Source organism: Mucilaginibacter sp. P2_A4, from assembly GCF_056405015.1.
On the sequence record NZ_JBFUCX010000001.1, the window covers coordinates 965,572 to 984,041 of the forward strand.

The following is an 18,470-nucleotide window of genomic DNA, read 5'->3' on the forward strand; positions in this document are numbered from 1 at the left end:
CGCCGTTCTTACTCCATTTCAAAAAATAGTTATACATTAGTATAACCAATTATAAACCATTTATATTCTCGTCTGTCATGAACAAAAAGCACTTTCAACAATGCCTGTTGGGCGGTATAACTTTATTTTTTTTAATTGCTGCAAACAATACTTATGCGCAAAGCAAGGATGGTTGGCGGCAGCTTTTTAATGGTAAAGATCTTAACGGTTGGAAACAGGTAGGGAAGGGTAGCCGGTACGTGAAGGATGGTGTAACCGGAAGTCACGGAGGGATGGGCTTATTATACTGGACTAAAGAGAAATTTAGCAATTGCACCATCCGGGTGGTTTACAAAATGCAAAAGTTTAACAGCAATGCCGGTGTGTTCATCCGTATTCCGCTGGAACCGCGGGAGGAGTGGATGCCGGTATTTTATGGCTACGAGGTACAGATTGATAATCACCCCGAAACATCCAAGGAGGATGATTACCATATTACCGGTACCTTGTATTCGTTAACCAAACCATTGGCCAAGCCCGGTAAGCCTGGGCCGGAATGGAATACCATGGAGATTACGCTGGACGGCCCGCGCACAATTGTTTTTGTAAACGGCCAAAAAGTTACCGATTATAAAGAAGGCGATCCAACCCCACAACGCAAGTTTGATTTTGAGCCTTTCCGCGGCATCCGCCCCAATGAAGGCTATATCGGCCTGCAAAATCATGGAAATGATGATGTCGTGTTTTTTAAAGAGGTATCTGTAAAGCCACTACATAAATAATATGATGGAAAAAGCAGAGGAAACTACCACCACCAATGGCATAAGCCGGGCCGATTTTATAAAAAAGGCAGCTATTGCTACTGCAGGATTTTATATTGTACCTCGTTTTGTGCTGGGTGGCAAAGGCTACACCGCACCAAGCGATAAGTTATATATTGCCGCCATTGGCTGTGGTGGCGAGGCCGAGAACGATATTCATCATTTTGCAACTGCCCCCAAAAAGAACGCAGTTATCGCCTTTTTGTGCGATGTTGACGACAGGCAGGCCGCCCCGCGCCGTAAGGAATTTCCAAAGGCACCCTTTTATCACGATTGGCGCGAACTGTTTGATAAGCAGCACAAAAACTTTGATGCCGTTACCGTGGCCATCCCCGATCATAACCACGCGCTGGTTGGTCTAAGCGCCATGCAGTTAAAAAAACACCTATACCTGCAAAAGCCCTTAACACATGATATTTACGAGGCCCGCATATTAACCCAGGCATCAGAAAAATACAAGGTGGTTACCCAAATGGGAGACCAGGGCGCATCGTGTGATGGTATGCGCACCATGCGCGAATGGTTTGAAGCTGGTTTGATAGGTGATATTGAAAAAGTATACTGTTGGACGGATCGCCCCGTGTGGCCGCAGGGTATAGCGTGGCCAAAGACTAAACCGCCCATACCCAAAGAACTGAAGTGGGACCTGTGGCTGGGTACCGCCAAACAAACCAATTATATTGATAATCTGGTACCCTTTAACTGGCGTGGCTGGTGGGAGTTTGGTACCGGTGCACTCGGCGATATGGGCTGCCACATCATGGGGCCGCCGTTTAAACTGTTGGGTTTAGGTTACCCAACCGAGGTCTCGGGCAGTGCCAGTACGGTTTACCAGGGAATATTTAAAGAAGGCATTTACCCAGAAAGCGGACCGGTATCAAGTTCTATCAAATTTAAATTTAAACAACAAAACGGTAATAACCTTGATCTGCACTGGATGGATGGCGGCATAACGCCCGAACGCCTTGCCGAGCTTGACCCCGCTTTAAATATGAATGAAGCTCTGGGCGATTTCCCCGGCGAAAATGATTTTGAGGGCTGTACGCTTTTCATCGGCACCAAAGGCAAAGTTTCCTGCGGATGGGGTGGAAGTCATCCCCGGTTGCTACCGCTGGCTTTAAATAAAGATATACACGTTCCGGAGAAATACGCGCGGGTACCCGGTGGTATGGATGGCCACTGGTGGCAATGGGTTGATGCCAGTATAGCCGGTTATGGGAAAATGGAAGTAGATTCGCCCTTTGTAGGTTATGCGGGCCCGCTTACGGAAACTGTGCTCATGGGCAACCTGTTGCTGCGTACTTTTAACCTGCGCGAGAAAATAAAACGTAACGACCCTGTTTACGGCAATATGGAAGGCTACAAATTTAGCGGCAGATACACCGGCTTAACCTGGGATGGTGAAAATATGAAGGTTACCAATTTTGAACCCGCCAACCAATACATTCGCCGTGCTTACAGGCAGGGTTGGGGTGAGTTAAAGTTGTAAAAGGAGCTAACTAAGGAAATGTATATTATCAATTAGGTGAATTCATTGGCTACATGGAAGAGTTGGTAAGTACATAATTATCCTTTTTTGTGGTTAAATATATTTTACTGCCTGCTTATTTTGGATAAACAAAGTTAGTTTGCTCTTCCTTTAATTTTATTGGCCTTACTTCGATTGTAGCCGAAGGTACGTACTCAAACTCGGGATTATTCTTTGCTATTTCAATTGCTTCATCCATGTCGCTTGCTGAAATATGATAATAACCAACCTGAACTTCTTTACTGGGGTTGATCGCTATTTGTGTCCATGCATTTTCATTTTTTGAAATAATATAACCTTCCCGTACAATTGGCTGGGCTGCTATTAATTTGTTTTCTGCTTTTAATAACTGGATATAAGTTTCGCATTTTTTTATAAACGCAAGATGTTGATCTGCTGATAACGCCGCTTTTGCATCACCTGCATTGCGGATATATAACATGAATTCTTGTTTCATCACTGTTTATTTTAATGATGTAAATATAAAATCATTTAAATTAAAGATACTTTATTTCGATAAGTTACAGCTAATGGCTTTATTAGTTTGATAAAGTAAATACCACTAATAATCTTGAAATTTCTTTGTTTGGCGCAAGTAGGAGACAAATGATCTTATTGGCTATTCCCATTGCTATCCTGTTTGTTAACATTACTTTAAATGGAAGATTGTTATTAAACGGGAGTGCTACTATCAACAACAAAAAAGCCACCTTGTTAGGCGGCTTTTCAAAGAGCGTTCGATGACTATTAAAATCCATCCGCTTTTGTAAATGGTTAATTGTTTTTATAATGCAACGGTAGTACTGTTGGTTATCTTCCAGATAGCGGCACCTGGCGTTGGGTAGCTGATGCCGTTTGTGTTGCCACGAGTTGCTGCATCCTGCCCAAAATGATACAATGGATGGCCTTTATAAACAAGTTGTGTTCTGCCAAAAACATCAATGGTAGTGAACTGGCTTTTATCAAACACGGATGGAATGCTGGCCACCGCGCTAACTGTGTAAATAGGCCAGGCCACATCATTGCTAAAATCGGGTTTGGTAAAGTTATTTTTATTGGCCGCATCTTTACTGAACATGTATAATGTGAGGCCGTTGCCATCTGTAATGTATTGTGATACTGCAGTTCCCGCCACACCCTGGTCGGTATATTGCACTTTATCTAAACCAATTAGCTGCGTGTTACCAAACATAATGGAATAATCAGCTTTAGCAATTGCCCATAGGTTGGCAACCTTATCGCCGTTTGTATCGCCTGCTTTAGTATCATTCATATAATAATATAATGGCCAGCCCTTGTAGGTGCTTTGTTTGCTGCCATCAGCCCTGTCTATCGTCCCAAAATCCGATGTAGTTAAACCTGTACCAATAGTTAAGTTTTCTTTGTAAAACACAGGCCATGTGGTGGCGCAGCCTCCCGCGCAATTTGATGTGCCACTTACATCTTTTGAGAAAAAGTACAACGAAAAGCCATTATTATCGGTAAGTATTTTACCAAAGGTGGTATTATCGGTAAGCTTAACACCGGTTAAAACAGGTGTTGGATCAATCTTGTGTGAACTTTTTTTGCAAGAGATGCTCAATAGAATAATACTCATTGATGCAGCTATAAAGAAATAGCTTAGTTTCTGATTTTTCATATTTTTTAATTTAGGAGTTTTTGATGTATCAGTAACTACTCTAAAAAGGTGTAGCGGGTTGCTTTTAAAGAAAAATAAAATTTAACTTTAAGTGAAGTTTGAATTGGAGCAGCGCATTATGAAGTGTATTTGTTGATAACAAATACATATGAGCATGAGAGCTCAGGCAGGAGGGCATTGGATTTTGCGTGTTAGTAATCAATAGCTTAAAAGGTGATTAAGCTATCATTATCTATTGAGGGGATTTATCGCTTAAACTTCTACTTTTTTAAAAACCTGGATTGTTCCGGCTGAGTAACCGGCAACATCCAGCACATCATGATTTGGTTTTAAATTAGGTACTACAACTTCAAGCGTTTTTTGTTGGAAATACAAATCGTTACCTGGTTGGTCGGCATTTAAAGAATTTTCCGTGCCCTTACTGTCCAGTATCATTTTTAACAGTTTGTTGCTTTTTGATAACTCCGCTACAGATTGGCCTGTAACGGGCTTTTTGCCCATGTTAAAGATTCTCCTGGCCTCCTCATTGATAAATAGAATTTCCTGTTTTTCGTTGAGGCCGATTACGGCATCCGGCATTTCTTCTATCAGCATTTTTATCCGCAATTCTGCCGCAATTATTTTGGTAAGGTCGGCATTTTGTTCTTCGTCGAGTTTGGTTGCCATGATATTAAACTCGTCGGCAAGTTGGATAAACTCATCACTTGTTTGGAAGTGCAGCCTGGCATTGTAATTTTTTTGACTGATCTGATGAAAGGCATTCGCCAGTTCCTGGAGTGGATTCAGTATAAAGCCCGGAAAATTGACAATTAAAACAAAAAGGATTAAAAAGGTGATAAATACCATGCCACCAAGAAAAAAGGTTGACCTATCGACAGTTGAATGGGTGTAATTATTTTTAAGCTCAATGGCATGCATGTTTAAGCCTTCGATATTTTTCAATTGCAGGCGTGCATCCCGTTCCGCCTGCTGTGTTTGATTTAAATTTGAAGAAGAGCCTGTTAGCAAACGGAAGGCTTTGCGCAAATTACTTGTTGCTATGCTTTCGCCTGGTTCTGTGATATTATTTTCCTGTTTTTTTAGCGCATTATCAAATGTGTTAATTGCCACTGAGTTTAACGGCAAATCATTTTCATCTAAAACGGAGCGCATTTCGCGGGTAAATTTTAACGTTGCATAATTATTTTTCAAGGTAATACTGGAGGTTTCAGATATTACTTTGATGTAGTATATAGAAACAATGCCAAAAATGAGCACTACAATAAACAATAGGCTAAACCCCAACAATAGTTTTTTTTTGATTTTCATGACTATCCAATGAGTTAAAACGTAATCGTACTTTTGGTCAGGAAAGGTTTATAAGTAAAGATAATTAAAAATCTGCCGGTTTTATAGAAGCATCTGCCTTATAGATCATTTCCTTTGCAATTAGTATATAAAATGCTGTTGAGAGCTAAAAACAGGCTCTATATTGTAACTTTACGTTGATGAATGGCATGAAAACCTTTTCGCTTTCAAGACACAGTCGGCTCTTCTCTGTACCCGATAATAACAAGGATTATCTTTTCGTGAGATCTGGTGAAACTCCGTATCAGGAAGAACCATACCGGGCGGAAAGTTATGCTATCGTTCATATAAAAGAGGGCGGCGTAAAATTAAATACAGGCTTGGTATCATGGGATGTTGAAGCGCCGTCAATTATTACCTTGGGGCCTTCGGTTATCAGGTATTTCACTAAAAGCAGCAACCTCCTAAAAATGGATGTGATATTTTTTAAGGACACATTTTTACTGGAACGACACGCGGACCTTTTTTTTCTCACCAGGTATGATTTTTTTGAAAATAGTGATCTTCATGTTTTACCGCTGAAAGAAACTAACGCTATTAAATTCAGCAAGATATTTGAGCTCATCCAGCTGACGCAAGCCACAGCAAATTATCACCAGGCCGATATTATTCGAAGCTACATTTTCGCCCTGGTTTACGAAATTGATGCGTATCACCGGCAGCATATCTCTGGTCCGACAAGCTTGCTAAAGGGACACCCTTTGTTCACAAAATTTAAGCAATTGGTGATTCGTAATTATATGCGCGAGCGCAGGCTCGATTTTTATGCGGGTCAGCTTCATGTAACGCCCAAGTCTCTTTCGGCGGCCATCAAAAAGAAAACGGGTAGGTCTGCCGGAAAATGGATCGATGATGCCATCATTCTTGAGGCCAAAGTTTTGCTGCAAAACAAGGCACTCACCGTATCGCAGGTCAGCGGGATGCTTAATTTCTCAGACCAGTCTGTTTTTGGCAAATTCTTCCGGGCAGGTACCGGGATATCACCGGTGGAATACCGAAAAAAATTCGATTGAATTTTATCTCTTCACTTAAGCTTATCTAAGCCATTTCGACGAACATTGACGTAGTTTCGCCTACTTTTCGCTGCCGTTTAACCGGAAATTTGTCCTATCAAAAATTTTAATAGGGTTTGACAAATGACAACCGCAACAAATTATGGCTTGCATGATCGCAAAGAAACGATACTGATGATCGCTGAAGAAGTGTTTGCTCAGTATAGTTTCGCTGGCGCCAGCATCAGGCTTATTGGCGAAAGATCGGGAGTGAATTCCGCCATGATCAGTTATTATTTTGGTTCAAAGGAAGCGCTTTACCTCGATATTTTTAAGTTACGACTGGACGAGATCGCTGAAGAAATCAACCAGTTTGAGAAGCTTGATCTTGATCCGGCGGAAAAGCTAAAAGCGTATGTATCGGCCTATATCAAGCGCGTATCTTCTAACCAGAGTTTTCATCGATTGTTATGCAATGAACTGATTGCCGAGCAGCATCCGCTTGTTATCGCCCAGTTAACAGAAGTAAGAAACCGTGTATATAATTTCCTGCTGAAAATCATTGGAAGCGGTGTATCTAAAGGATACTTTAAAAAAATAGACGAAGAGGTGTTTGTACTGAATATACTTGCTTTGGTACGATCGGTGTTTACTGATTATCTGACCTTGCGCATCCATTTGAATAAAACACCACAGGAAGATTTCGCCCGTCGAATAGTGGACTACGTTATGTCGATGCTAACCCTCGAAGATCATCATCAATTTGAACAAAAAAATCATGTATAATAATGCCTACTACGGCAGAAAGCTGTATTTGTCAGCTACTGTTTTATTAATAGCTATTTTAATGTTGAATACAACATTTGTAAGCGCCCAGGAGCGGGCTGGCAACAGCTATAAACTTACCCTCGCTGAGGCGGTACAATTTGCCAAAAATCAAAACAAATGGGTGCAGGCCGCTAATATCGGAGAAAATGCTGCTGGCGAAGACCGCAAAGACGCTTACAACGCTGCATTGCCGACGATTAACGTCGGTACCTCGTATCAGCGTTTTTCTCAACTCACGTTGTTTTCACAAGGACTTAGCCATTCCAACACTATACCGTTGCCACCAACGCAAAACGCTGCGGCAATAGGTGTTGATGCCTCATTTAATATTTATAGCGGCGGCCGGCAGCGGGCGTTGCAAAAAGAAAGTACTTCGCATTTTAAGCTGGCGAAGCTGAACACCCGGGATCAATCCGGTAATATTGCCTTACAAACTGCTAACCAATACCTTGATCTGGTTAAGCTTAATGATCTTCAGAAGTTTATCCTTGACCAGCTTAAAAGAGCGCAAACCCGGCTGAATAATATTAACTCGCTTTACAAAAATCAAAAAGTTACCAAAAGCGATGTGCTGCGGGCAGAGGTTACATTGGCAAACGTTGAACTTTCTTTGCAGCAAAATGAAAATGATATTAGTATCGCCAATCAAAAATTGGACGTTTTGATGGATGTTCCTGATTCCGTGCGGATATCACCTGTTGATTCCGCCGCGATGCCAAAGCCGGAGAGCAGTTCACTGCTACCGCTTATCGAGGCCGCTGGAGTTTCTTCCTATAGCGTGCAAAAAGCCGCTGAAAACGTTGAAGTACAGCGGGCGAGGCTTAGAGGAGTTCAAAGTAGTAATAAACCCAATTTGAGCTTTTATACCGCTTATGGGTTGAATTATCCAAATTATCTGGTCTTTCCGCCGGTTAACCAGGCTTATGCGATTGGTTTTGTGGGGCTGAAAGCGCAGTACAGCATCTCATCGCTGTACCACAATAAAAGTAAGGTGGCCGCAGGTAAACTGCGGGTAAAAGAACTTGAGGTACAGCAGGAGGCTTATAGTGATGAGGTTCGTACGGATATCAAATCCTATTATATCAAGTATGCAGAAGCGCTCATCCGGATTTCGGTTAATGAGCACTCCGTACAACAGGCTGAGGTAAATTACCGTATCGTAAATACCAAATATTTAAATCAGCTTTCCTTGTTAACAGATCTGCTGGATGCGGATAACCTGTATCAGGAGTCGAGGTTCAGTTTGGTTAAAGCGCAAACTGATGCACTGGCTATTTATTATCATATTCTTTATACCAGCGGTAACTTATAAACAAACAATAAAAAAAATGAAAAAAGAGAATCATAAAACACATCCTGGGAATATTGCCATCACGCTTATCGCGGTGGTTTTGATCCTTACGGGGCTCGTGTATTTTTTTCAATACTGGAAATATAGCGAGCATTACGAAGAAACCAATGACGCCCAGGTTGAATCATATATCAATCCGGTCTCCGCGAGAGCAGGGGGCTATATTCAACGAGTGCGCTTTAACGAGCATCAGCTGGTTAAGCAGGGCGATACGCTGGTTATGCTTGATGATAGGGAGTACCGTGCCCAGCTGGAGGCTGCGGAAGCGACTATAGAGGACGCCCGCGCTCAGCTAACTGTACTTACCGCAGGTATCCACTCGGCAGAAACAGGTACAAGCGTCAACCAGGATCAGATCAAGGGTGCCGAGGCTAGATTTGTGCAACAGCAACAGGATATCAGGCGGTACACCAATCTGGTGAAAGAAGAAGCCGCTACCGGTGCTGATTTGGAACAGGTAAAAGCACACTATGATGTAGCAGAAAGCGACTATAGTGCTGCAAAAAATGGCTTAAGAACTAACGAGGCGCGCATCGCGGAGCTTAAAACTCATTTCGCCCTCTTGCAGGCAGATATCAAGCGTAAACAGGCTGCACTGGAGCTTGCGAGGCTTAACTTATCTTATACCATTATCCGCGCGCCTTACTCAGGCAGGCTGGGCCGTAAAAATATTTTAGAGGGCCAGCAGATCCAGCCCGGACAGCCATTGGTAAGCATCATTAATGAAAAAGAAAAATGGATCAACGCGAACTATAAGGAAACACAGGTGGCTGGCATGTACGTGGGGCAGCCTGTAGAGATACGGGTAGATGCTATAGACGGCAAAGTATTTAAAGGTAGGATCATGGCTATAGCCGGTTCTACTGGCTCCCGTTTCTCGCTTTTGCCGCCAGATAATTCTACCGGAAACTTTGTTAAGATCATCCAGCGGGTGCCCGTGAAAATTGAGTTTGCAGATGAACAGGCTAGCAATGTGGTTGCCGGTATGAATGTGACTGTGGCCGTTAAAAAGAAATCGTAATCATGAAACCGGTATATTTTAAAGATTGGATAACAGGCTGGCATTGGGGAGTACGTATTGCGTTATTCATGATTTTACTTTCGGGCCTGGTGCAGTTGGGTATGTTCGTGCTCACGCAGAATTATATGGTTGCCTATCTTGGTGCACAGCCCGAGGATATTGGGTTTGCTGTATTGTCAACATATGCTGGTATTATTACTGTTTTACCGGTACAATTTCGTTTTTTCAAATACTTTCAAACCCGAAGCTACTTATTAGGCAGCATGATGGTGGCCATTATGCTGAATTTCGCCTGTTTGCACTGCCAGGATATTAATTTATTTCTTGTTATCCGGTTTCTGCAAGGGATTGTAACAGGCAATGTCATTGTATTTGGACTGTTGCTGGTGTTTTCACGTTTGCCTGCAGAGCGGGTGCAAACTATAGCTCCCGCTGTATTTTATGGAACGCTGCTTAGTAATACTGTATTGATCGGTTTGCTTGCCAGCGTGGTTGTAGAATCTGCAGATTGGAAGATAACATATTATTACCTGATCGTGTTCCAGCTGTTGACCCTGACCATTACCTTGCTGATGTTAAAGCGGAAAACGGTGCATAAGCGCTATCCCCTGTATCAGATTGATTGGAGTGGAATGGTCATATTCGCTTTCAGCGCTCTTTCGCTGGCTTACACCATTATTTATGGCTCCAAATATTATTGGTTTGCCGACTCACGCATACGGTATAGTGCTATTGCCACGGTGATTGGGGCCTCTTTGTTTTTATACAGGCAAAGCATCGTAAAACGGCCTGTGGTGCATCTTAGTGTTTTTAAAATACGAAATTTTGTAATGGGGGTTTGTTTGCTTGCTGTTTATTACGGCTGTAAAGACAGTGTGAACCTGATTTATGGCTATGCAGGCGGAGTACTTAAATGGAGTGCGCTTCAGGTTATTACATTAGGCCTGTGCAATATAGTGGGGATGGTAGGTTTATTGGTTTTCTCTATCCGACTGATGCTGGCCAAAAAAGTTACTATCAAAGTGCTTTTGGTAACAGGGTTTGTGCTGATGGGAGCATTCAATATCTGGATGAGCTTTTTATTAACACCTGATTTATCTTTCACGGATTTGCTCTTGCCGGTATTTATACAGGGGGCTGCTTCAGGCCTTTTGTTTGTTCCTATTATGATTTTTGTACTTTCATCAGCGCCCGCATATACGGGTACTACTGGCCTGGTAATAGCTGCTTGTACACGTTTTACCGCAACTGCAAATTCATTCGCCGGATTTTATAATCTGCAATTGTACTTTAATCAATATTTTAAAGAGGGATTTCTTGGTTACCTGACATCGGATAACCAAAATCTGATTGTACGTTTAACTACCTACCGGTCTGTATACGCTTCAAAGGGATTCACATCTGAACAGGCATCAAGTTTGGCGAATGGCGCTGTATGGCAAAACCTCACACAGCAAAGTCAATTGCTAACAAACCGGGCATTGTTTATGATCTTTGCAATTGTGTCACTGGTTGTTGCTGTCCTCATCTTCGTTATTCCTGCTATTGGCAAGACGGTTGTCCATTGGAATAAACGCCTGATGATACCTTTGAAAGATTTATAAGCTTCTGCTGTTCTCATAAAAATCGACGCTATTCTCCGGCGGATGCCCGGAAAATTAAAACTTTAAGCTACATGATTGAATGATCTACCCCAATGACAGGGTAGATACATTTCAATCATTATCCTCTAAACAATTATTTCGCTGGTTGCTACTTCATTTAAAAAGTCTTCAGGTATCATATCAATTAATGGATCTAACTTTTCAAATTGTTTTAATTTGCTATTAAAACCATCGCTATTTTTTATGATAGCTACCCTTGCACTCCGTACAAACTCAATCAAGCCGTAGGGTTGTAAAATTGTTATTAAATTATTGGTTTCCTCTCTGTGCCCGGTAACCTCAAATACTGTATAATCCTTTCGGATCACCACTACTCTTGCTCCATACATCCTCAATAACCTTTCAACGCTTAAATGTTCTTTAATAATATTTGTTGACATCTTATACAATGCCATTTCCTGCCAAATCACATCCTCATTGGAGTGATAGTATACTTTGATTACCTCTGTCAGTTTTTCCAGGTGGCGTACAAGTTTGCCGATAACATCCTCCGTTTCTGAAATCAGGATATGAAAGCGATGGATACCGGAAATCTCTGATGGCGATGTATTCAGGCTTTCGATATTTATTTTCCTTCGCGTAAACATTGTGGCTATTTGAGTTAATAATCCAACCTGGTTTTCTGAGTATACAGTGATATTGAATTCCTGCTTATTTGTTTCTTCGTTTTTCATTTGATTATTTAAGCCTGATTTCACTTAAGCTGCATCCCTGCGCTACCATCGGAAAAACATTGTTTTCTTTTGTCACCATTACTTCCAATAAAAATGAGCCTTTGCTATTTATCATCTCATTTAAGGCTTCTGGTAATTCCTGACGATCAGATACACGCTTTCCTGCAATTCGGTAAGAGGCTGCTAAAGTCACAAAATCCGGACTCTCGAGATTTGAAAACGAATATCTGCTATCGTTAAATAACTCCTGCCACTGGCGTATCATTCCTAAAAAGCGATTATTTAAAATGATGATTTTAACATCGATCTTGTTTTGCATGATGGTGCCTAATTCCTGCAACGTCATTTGAAAGCCCCCATCCCCGGCGATTGTTATTACAGTTCTTTCGGGTGCACCATATTTTGCCCCAATTGCGGCGGGCAAAGCAAACCCCATTGTGCCTAAACCACCACTGGTTACATTACTGCGGGTTTTGTTGAGTTTAGTATAACGACTGGCCACCATTTGATTCTGGCCAACATCCGTTACAATAACCGCTTCGCCTTTGGTAAGATCATTCAGATGCCGTATAACTTCACCCATGGTTATTTCGGCTGAGGTAGGGTTTAATTCGGGGTAGATAACTTCATTAAGTTCTTCCTGGTAGTATGCCTGGAACCTCGCCAGCCAGTCAGTATGGTCCTTTTGCTCAATTAAAGCAGTCAGCATTGGCAAAGTTTCCTTGCAATCGCCCCAAACGGGTACGGTTGATTTTACATTCTTATCAATTTCAGACGGATCAATGTCAAGGTGAACTACTTTTGCCTGTTTGGCATATTTGTCTAACCGGCCTGTAACCCTGTCGTCAAAGCGCATTCCAATGGCAATTAGCACGTCGCATTCGTTGGTTAACATATTTGGCGCATAGTTGCCATGCATGCCCAGCATTCCCACGTTAAGTGAATGATCGGATGGAATTGCACCGGCGCCTAAAACCGTCCATGCATAAGGAATACCAGACTTTTCGATGAAGTGTTTAAATTCTGCCTCGGCCTGGCCTAAAATTACACCCTGGCCTAACAACACCATTGGCCTTTTGGCCCGATTAATTAATTCGGCGGCTTGCTCAACGTATGAAATGCGCACGGTTGGCTTTGGCCGGTAACTACGTATGTGATTACATTTAGTGTAACCGTTATAATCAAACATTTGCAATTGCGCATTTTTGGTGATGTCAATCAACACAGGCCCCGGACGCCCGCTGCGTGCAATGTAAAAGGCTTTAGCTAAAACAGATGGAATTTCCTTAGCATCTGTTATCTGGTAATTCCACTTGGTTATCGGTGTAGACATATTGATAATATCAGTCTCCTGAAAAGCATCTGTGCCTAAAAGGTGAGCGTAAACCTGCCCGGTTATACAAACCACCGGAGTGCTATCAATCATGGCGTCGGCAATACCTGTTACCATGTTTGTTGCACCAGGGCCACTTGTTGCAATGGCTACTCCAACTTTTCCTGATGTGCGGGCATATCCCTGACTGGCATGAATTGCCCCCTGCTCGTGCCGAACTAAAATGTGTTCAAGCTTTTCGCTATAATCGAATAGCGCATCATATATCGCGATTGTTGCACCTCCCGGTACACCGAAAATAACGTCAACGCCTTCGGCAACCAAGGCTTCTAATACAGCGACTGATCCAGATACTTGCCTTGTTTCACTTGTTGATATTTCTGTTACTTCTTTTTGTTGTGCAGTTTCCATTTTGTATGATTCTTGTACTATTTGAGTACGTGTTTATAGTTTAATCCCTATTAGAAATAGGGGGCATTCATAAATTCCTGGTTTTGTTTTTATTTGAATTTGGGTGATGTGAAAACACAAGAAGCCGGCGTAAATGAGGCAGCTTGCTGATCATCGGTATTATTGAACTTGTTGAGACTAACGGCCCGTTTAAGTCTTATAATATCTTCATTATCAATTGTCAACACATCACCTTTTAGACTCGGTCACTGTGCAGTTGTCTTGAATGGGGAAGCCTGGCGCTGGATGTTGCCAATGCCCGGTAATTTTCCATGGATAAAATTTTTGCCGGGGCGATATTCCGGGAGTTCGCGACAATAGAAATGACAGAACTTTCATAAAGTTGCTTAAAACGTTTTGCTTTTTGGCTTTGTGAGTATACTATCATTTGAAACGGTCTGTTTATGGCTTAATTTCGCTGAATTGGCCTAATCTTATCTAAGTACTTCTTTGCTTTTCAACGTTAAATACAAATTTAGACTACCCAGTTTGGTATCTCATTTCAGAAATAGTCAAAGTTTTTATGATTCCAGCCACAAGTGCAATTAGAGGGGCATGCGGGTAGTGAATTGAAATAAATGAACAGTTGCTTTAATTGTTTTACAGCTATATGACCGGTAAATAGCGGATAATTCGGAAATTAGATGAAATAAATAAAATGAGTTTAGTAGCTTCTCTTGAGGAAATTGAATTATGCCATGATTCAATATTTGTGATGCATGAAAAATGTGAAAAGTATATTCCGTTTCATAAACATTCCAAAAATCAGTTAACGTATGTAGAAGGCGGTCTGGGATATATAAGATTCCGGGATAAACTTTTCGTTATACCTGCGCGGCATTATTTTTGGATCCCGGCCGGGGTGGAACATACCATGACGATAGGCCATTCGGCAACTAAGTGCAGAACATTGTTTTTTCATACCAACGGCGATTCGCAAAATGAATTTTATACCAAAGTGGGGATTTACCCTATAAGTGATCTTCTTTTTCAAATGATCAAATTCACTGAGCAATGGAATGAGCATGTTTTACCGGGTGACGAACGATTTGCTTTTTTACAAAGTATAAAAAACATCTTGCCGCAGGTAAGTAATCAAATTCTTTCGGTTGCTTTACCGTTTACAGAAAATGAACGGATGTTGAAAATAATGGCATATATGGAAGATAACCTTTCTGAAAGCCATACTTTGCGAAGCATAAGCATAAGGTTTGGAATTAGTGAAAGAACTTTGTCAAGATTCTTTCAATCAACCTTGAATGTTTCTTTTCTACAATATTTGAAACTACTAAGAATGGCGAAAGCGTTTCAACTTATTGTTGCAAATGAACACTCATTAGCTGATGTGGCCTTTTTATGCGGCTACCAAAGTTTATCATCATTTAGTAACACGTTCTACCAGGTTACCAAAACCCGTCCCTCAGATCATCTCGCAGTGACGAGTTCCCTGGTTTAGTTCAATTTAAATTTTCTCTTCCTGCTTTTTAATTACAGGTCAAGGTCAACGGGGCTTGTTGGAACAGAGCAACAAATCAGCACGTTTCCATCTGCCGGAAGGTCAAGAGGGTCTGGCGAATAAGTAACGTTTCCATCGATAATACCCGTTTCACAACGATGACAGACGCCCATGCGGCATGACCACTGCACAGGAATGTCACAAGCCTCTGCGACTTCCAGTAAACTGCCGAAGCGGGGATGCCACCGAAAAGAAATTTTACTTTTACTGAAAGTAACGAGCGGGCCTTGCCCGGTGTTATCTGACGGTGGGTGAGGGAGTTTTCCGCCTTCGGCCACAGGTTCTGAGGAACTTCCAAATAGCTCGAATTTGATTTTTTTGTCGGCTATTCCAATGTCTTTCAATGCGGCTGTGATATTATGGAGATATGTTGGCGGCCCGCACAAATAACACTCACTTTCCATTGGAAGTTGCATCGCTTGTAATTGCTGTAAATCAAGATGACCTTTGATGTCGTAGTGAATCCCGCAAGCTTCGCCATCAATAGGAGAACTGTATACTACCACGCGGTGAAATGCGGTTAACTGCTTTCCAAGGGACCTTACTTCTTCGCCGAACGCTTCATAAGCCCCATTGCGGCAAGAATGGATCCACCAAAGTTCGCGAGCTGAATCCCGATGGGCGACCTGGTGCAGGATACTTAATAATGGTGTAACACCTACTCCAGCGCTCAGGAGCACCAACGGCTCTTTACCTTCGGACAAGGTAAAGGTTCCGCGTGGTGCACTGATTTCCAAAATATCACCATCGTGCACCTGTTCATGCATATAAATACCGCCCGCGCCGTTAACTTCCCGCTTTACTGCAATGCGTAAACTGGGTGCATCCTGCGGTCCGCAAAGAGAATACATACGTATCAGCGGAACACCGTCTTCTGTGGGAGGTACCCGGACTGCGATGTGCTGCCCTGGTAAAAAAGCAGGCATTGGGGTGCCATCTTCTGCACTCAACTCAAAGGAGCGCACTCCTTCACATTCCATGCGCGTACGCTGTACAACAAAAGGCCGGAAACCTGTCCAGGCGAGCGGTTCAACGGCTTGCCCGCTCAATCCGGCATTTCCTTTAACCGAACCTTTCGAAGCAGCGTCCAGTAAATCTCGGAAAGATCCATTCCAGGCCTGGCTAAGTGCCGGAATTCTTAAAGCCTTTTGCAGTTTATCTTCCGGATGGTCCTTTAAATAAAGCAACCCGTCAATTTCAGCCACGCTCATTTTCTCATCCCCATCCGCAATCTTTTCTATCACATCCCCCGCACCAACTTCTCCTTCCTGGATCACCCGGAAATAAAACCCCGGCCGTTTGTGTTTAACAAGCAAAGCAGGCATTTCCGGTACTCCGGTACTTATGCCCACCCGCCAACAGGTAACACGGGGCTGGGTGACCTCGAAAATTGCTGAACCAATCCGAAAACGGTCGCCAATGCAGACCTCATTATCGGCCATATCCTCTACGGTAAGGTTTTCGCCAAATTGACCATAAACAAAATCTTTACGTTGAAGGGTGTCGCTCCAGTACTGATATGATTCGGCCTGATAAACCATAACGGCACGATGCTCGCCGCCATGTCCTATGAGATCCGCCTGAGCGTCCCCGTCAAAATTGAGTTTTCTTACGCGAACACGTCCGGCAACAGGCGTTTTATATACAGACGTTCTAACCATTTGGCCCCGCCACGGAATCTCTCGTGGCTGGCCTACATTTACGGATATGACTTTCATACTGCAGTTTATTACTCGTTTCTTCCAGTTAGTCAATATTTAAAAATTCGTTTCACACGATTACGGGGTATTAGCAACCTCCTGTTTGCGACCGAATACCAGAAATAGCTCCGCCGGAATTTATTTTGCTCGCCTATTTTCTAAATAGTTAAAAATACTTTATTAAAAGTGTAAGCGCAAAAAAAACCATTAAATCTCACAGCTCTTTTGTAATTGAAAATAAGATGTTTACCAATTCTATATCGGTAAACTGTAGCCCGCTTTTATTGAATAGCCAGGTATAATTCCCGGTAATGGATAATAAGGTCATTAAGGATAAATCCCCGATTTAAACCACTTGGGTTAGGTAGTACCCAAACTTTCGCCCCACAAAAATCTTCGGGTTGATGCCCCCATGAAATTTGCTTTTTCCCGGAAAAGGCTATGTAGGCCGGTTTGCCCAGGAACGCGATATATTTCGGCTGGAAATGCGCCATTTTGGTTTTGAATACTTCGATGGAGTTGTCAAACTCATCTCTTGAAAGCTCGTCAGCGCGGGCTGTTCCTCTTTCCACAGCAGTAGTGAGGCCATAACCGAAATCGAGGATAGTTGCGTCATTTACAGGTTCAATTTCGGTGGGTGTAAAACCGGCCTTGTGCAAAGTCTTCCAAAAACGGTTGCTTCGCCCGGAAAAGTGATGACCGTCCCACGCGGATTTTAAGCCAGGATTAATCCCGCAAAAAATAACCGTTAGGTCTTTGGCAATAAGATCAGTTAGCGTTGGTTGCATTGGATTGATATAAACATTCGTTGTGGAAATTCGCAGCAAAGTTAATGTGGTCTTTACATAAATTAATTACTAATCCAGTCAAAGTTTATTTGAAAGCAGACAAGTCGGATAAATAAAAAGTATCAAACATAAAAATACCGGATGGTTTATCTTTATTGCGAAAAATGATGGTGCCTTTATCTTTTTTGAATGAGGATGGGGTTCCAGGCTAAGAATGGATTCATTTAGCTGAAAGCCCTGAACAACGCAAACATATTGAAAACTAATCCTCACGGAGGAGCTATGATAACAGAAGAATCAACGATAATTTTTACGCTTCATTTTCAAGGTGAAGATCATATCATCCGCACCAAACGGAACGGCTACTACATCCTGATGGTCTTGATTTCAGATGTATTACAAGTGCCCGGCTTTGGGTTATGTTGTGGTATGGGGAGCTGCGGAACCTGTTTAGTTGAAATGACCAATAAAGAAAGAAATTATAAAAAGGCGGTATTGGCTTGCTGTGTCGCCATTGATGATCAGCTTGCTAACATGGTAGTTTTGGTGCCTGAACGCGGCTATTAATAATTTGATAAAAGGCCTTACAATATCATCTTAAAGTAAGAAACCCGGGTTGGCTGGAATCATCAAATATTTGGCGTTTTAGGTACGCTACCAGGAAACATATGCGCTTAACTTTGTATGAACAAAAAAGTAGAAACGGGCTGATAGCTGGAGTTAAAGACGATTGTATTTGCTTATATCTAGTTGATTTATAGTATATTACTTGTATTTTAACTGGACTTTACAGGCGTTAGATAAACTTTAATTTAAGCGAATCTTTCTTCGGGTGTGCA

General features: G+C 42.2%; 16 protein-coding genes. 9 read left to right on the forward strand and 7 right to left on the reverse strand.

Annotated elements, in window-relative coordinates:
- Window positions 1–77: 77 nt before the first annotated feature.
- Together AC1DYB_RS03720 and AC1DYB_RS03725 are read left to right on the forward strand one after the other, a co-directional pair.
- Window positions 78–761 (forward strand): 3-keto-disaccharide hydrolase, encoded by a 684-nt coding sequence (locus AC1DYB_RS03720; protein ID WP_477432524.1) that lies wholly within the window; start codon window positions 78–80, stop codon window positions 759–761.
- Between the two features lies 1 nt (window position 762).
- Window positions 763–2,289 carry a Gfo/Idh/MocA family protein gene (locus tag AC1DYB_RS03725; protein WP_477432526.1) on the forward strand — a complete coding sequence of 509 codons (1,527 nt, stop codon included), beginning with the start codon at window positions 763–765 and terminating at the stop codon, window positions 2,287–2,289.
- Window positions 2,290–2,404: 115 nt separating this feature from the next.
- Here the strand turns inward: AC1DYB_RS03725 and AC1DYB_RS03730 are convergent, their stop codons facing one another.
- From AC1DYB_RS03730 to AC1DYB_RS03740, 3 genes are all read right to left on the reverse strand, one after another.
- Window positions 2,405–2,785 (reverse strand): YciI family protein, encoded by a 381-nt coding sequence (locus AC1DYB_RS03730; RefSeq protein WP_477432528.1) that lies wholly within the window; start codon window positions 2,783–2,785, stop codon window positions 2,405–2,407.
- 327 nt (window positions 2,786–3,112) lie between these two features.
- Window positions 3,113–3,967: a hypothetical protein gene (locus tag AC1DYB_RS03735; RefSeq protein WP_477432530.1), complete on the reverse strand. Its 855-nt coding sequence runs from the start codon at window positions 3,965–3,967 to the stop codon at window positions 3,113–3,115.
- A 252-nt stretch (window positions 3,968–4,219) separates the two neighbouring features.
- Entirely contained in the window at window positions 4,220–5,275 is a 1,056-nt protein-coding gene (locus AC1DYB_RS03740) for a HAMP domain-containing protein (RefSeq protein WP_295711810.1), read from the reverse strand.
- 188 nt (window positions 5,276–5,463) lie between these two features.
- Here AC1DYB_RS03740 and AC1DYB_RS03745 point away from each other — a divergent pair, with 188 nt between their 5' ends.
- From AC1DYB_RS03745 to AC1DYB_RS03765, 5 genes are all read left to right on the forward strand, one after another.
- Window positions 5,464–6,327 carry a helix-turn-helix domain-containing protein gene (locus AC1DYB_RS03745; protein ID WP_477432533.1) on the forward strand — a complete coding sequence of 288 codons (864 nt, stop codon included), beginning with the start codon at window positions 5,464–5,466 and terminating at the stop codon, window positions 6,325–6,327.
- 123 nt (window positions 6,328–6,450) lie between these two features.
- On the forward strand, window positions 6,451–7,092 hold the full coding sequence (locus AC1DYB_RS03750; RefSeq protein WP_477432535.1) for a TetR/AcrR family transcriptional regulator: 642 nt from the start codon (window positions 6,451–6,453) through the stop codon (window positions 7,090–7,092).
- On the forward strand, window positions 7,085–8,446 hold the full coding sequence (locus tag AC1DYB_RS03755) for a TolC family protein (protein ID WP_477432537.1): 1,362 nt from the start codon (window positions 7,085–7,087) through the stop codon (window positions 8,444–8,446). Before AC1DYB_RS03750 ends, AC1DYB_RS03755 begins: the two co-directional genes overlap by 8 nt.
- Window positions 8,447–8,462: 16 nt before the next feature.
- A complete protein-coding gene (locus AC1DYB_RS03760; RefSeq protein WP_477432539.1) occupies window positions 8,463–9,506 on the forward strand; it encodes an HlyD family secretion protein in 1,044 nt (347 codons plus the stop codon).
- A 2-nt stretch (window positions 9,507–9,508) separates the two neighbouring features.
- Window positions 9,509–11,110 carry an MFS transporter gene (locus tag AC1DYB_RS03765; protein WP_477432541.1) on the forward strand — a complete coding sequence of 534 codons (1,602 nt, stop codon included), beginning with the start codon at window positions 9,509–9,511 and terminating at the stop codon, window positions 11,108–11,110.
- Between the two features lie 125 nt (window positions 11,111–11,235).
- Here AC1DYB_RS03765 and ilvN read toward each other — a convergent pair whose 3' ends face one another.
- Both ilvN and ilvB read right to left on the reverse strand, forming a co-directional pair.
- A complete protein-coding gene (ilvN, locus tag AC1DYB_RS03770; protein WP_477432543.1) occupies window positions 11,236–11,844 on the reverse strand; it encodes an acetolactate synthase small subunit in 609 nt (202 codons plus the stop codon).
- Window positions 11,845–11,848: 4 nt separating this feature from the next.
- Window positions 11,849–13,588: a biosynthetic-type acetolactate synthase large subunit gene (ilvB, locus tag AC1DYB_RS03775; protein WP_477432545.1), complete on the reverse strand. Its 1,740-nt coding sequence runs from the start codon at window positions 13,586–13,588 to the stop codon at window positions 11,849–11,851.
- Window positions 13,589–14,285: 697 nt separating this feature from the next.
- On the opposite strand from ilvB, the gene AC1DYB_RS03780 reads away from it, so the two are divergent.
- A complete protein-coding gene (locus AC1DYB_RS03780) occupies window positions 14,286–15,083 on the forward strand; it encodes a helix-turn-helix domain-containing protein (protein WP_477432547.1) in 798 nt (265 codons plus the stop codon).
- Window positions 15,084–15,115: 32 nt separating this feature from the next.
- On the opposite strand, the gene AC1DYB_RS03785 is transcribed toward AC1DYB_RS03780, so the two are convergent.
- Together AC1DYB_RS03785 and mug are read right to left on the reverse strand one after the other, a co-directional pair.
- Entirely contained in the window at window positions 15,116–16,861 is a 1,746-nt protein-coding gene (locus AC1DYB_RS03785) for an MOSC domain-containing protein (protein ID WP_477432549.1), read from the reverse strand.
- Window positions 16,862–17,124: 263 nt separating this feature from the next.
- Window positions 17,125–17,631, reverse strand: coding sequence for a G/U mismatch-specific DNA glycosylase (gene mug / locus AC1DYB_RS03790; RefSeq protein WP_477432551.1), 507 nt, complete (start codon window positions 17,629–17,631; stop codon window positions 17,125–17,127).
- 282 nt (window positions 17,632–17,913) lie between these two features.
- Here mug and AC1DYB_RS03795 point away from each other — a divergent pair, with 282 nt between their 5' ends.
- The gene (locus tag AC1DYB_RS03795) at window positions 17,914–18,198 is read left to right on the forward strand and encodes a 2Fe-2S iron-sulfur cluster-binding protein (protein WP_477432553.1); all 285 of its coding nucleotides are present in this window, start codon (window positions 17,914–17,916) and stop codon (window positions 18,196–18,198) included.
- Window positions 18,199–18,470: the final 272 nt, after the last annotated feature.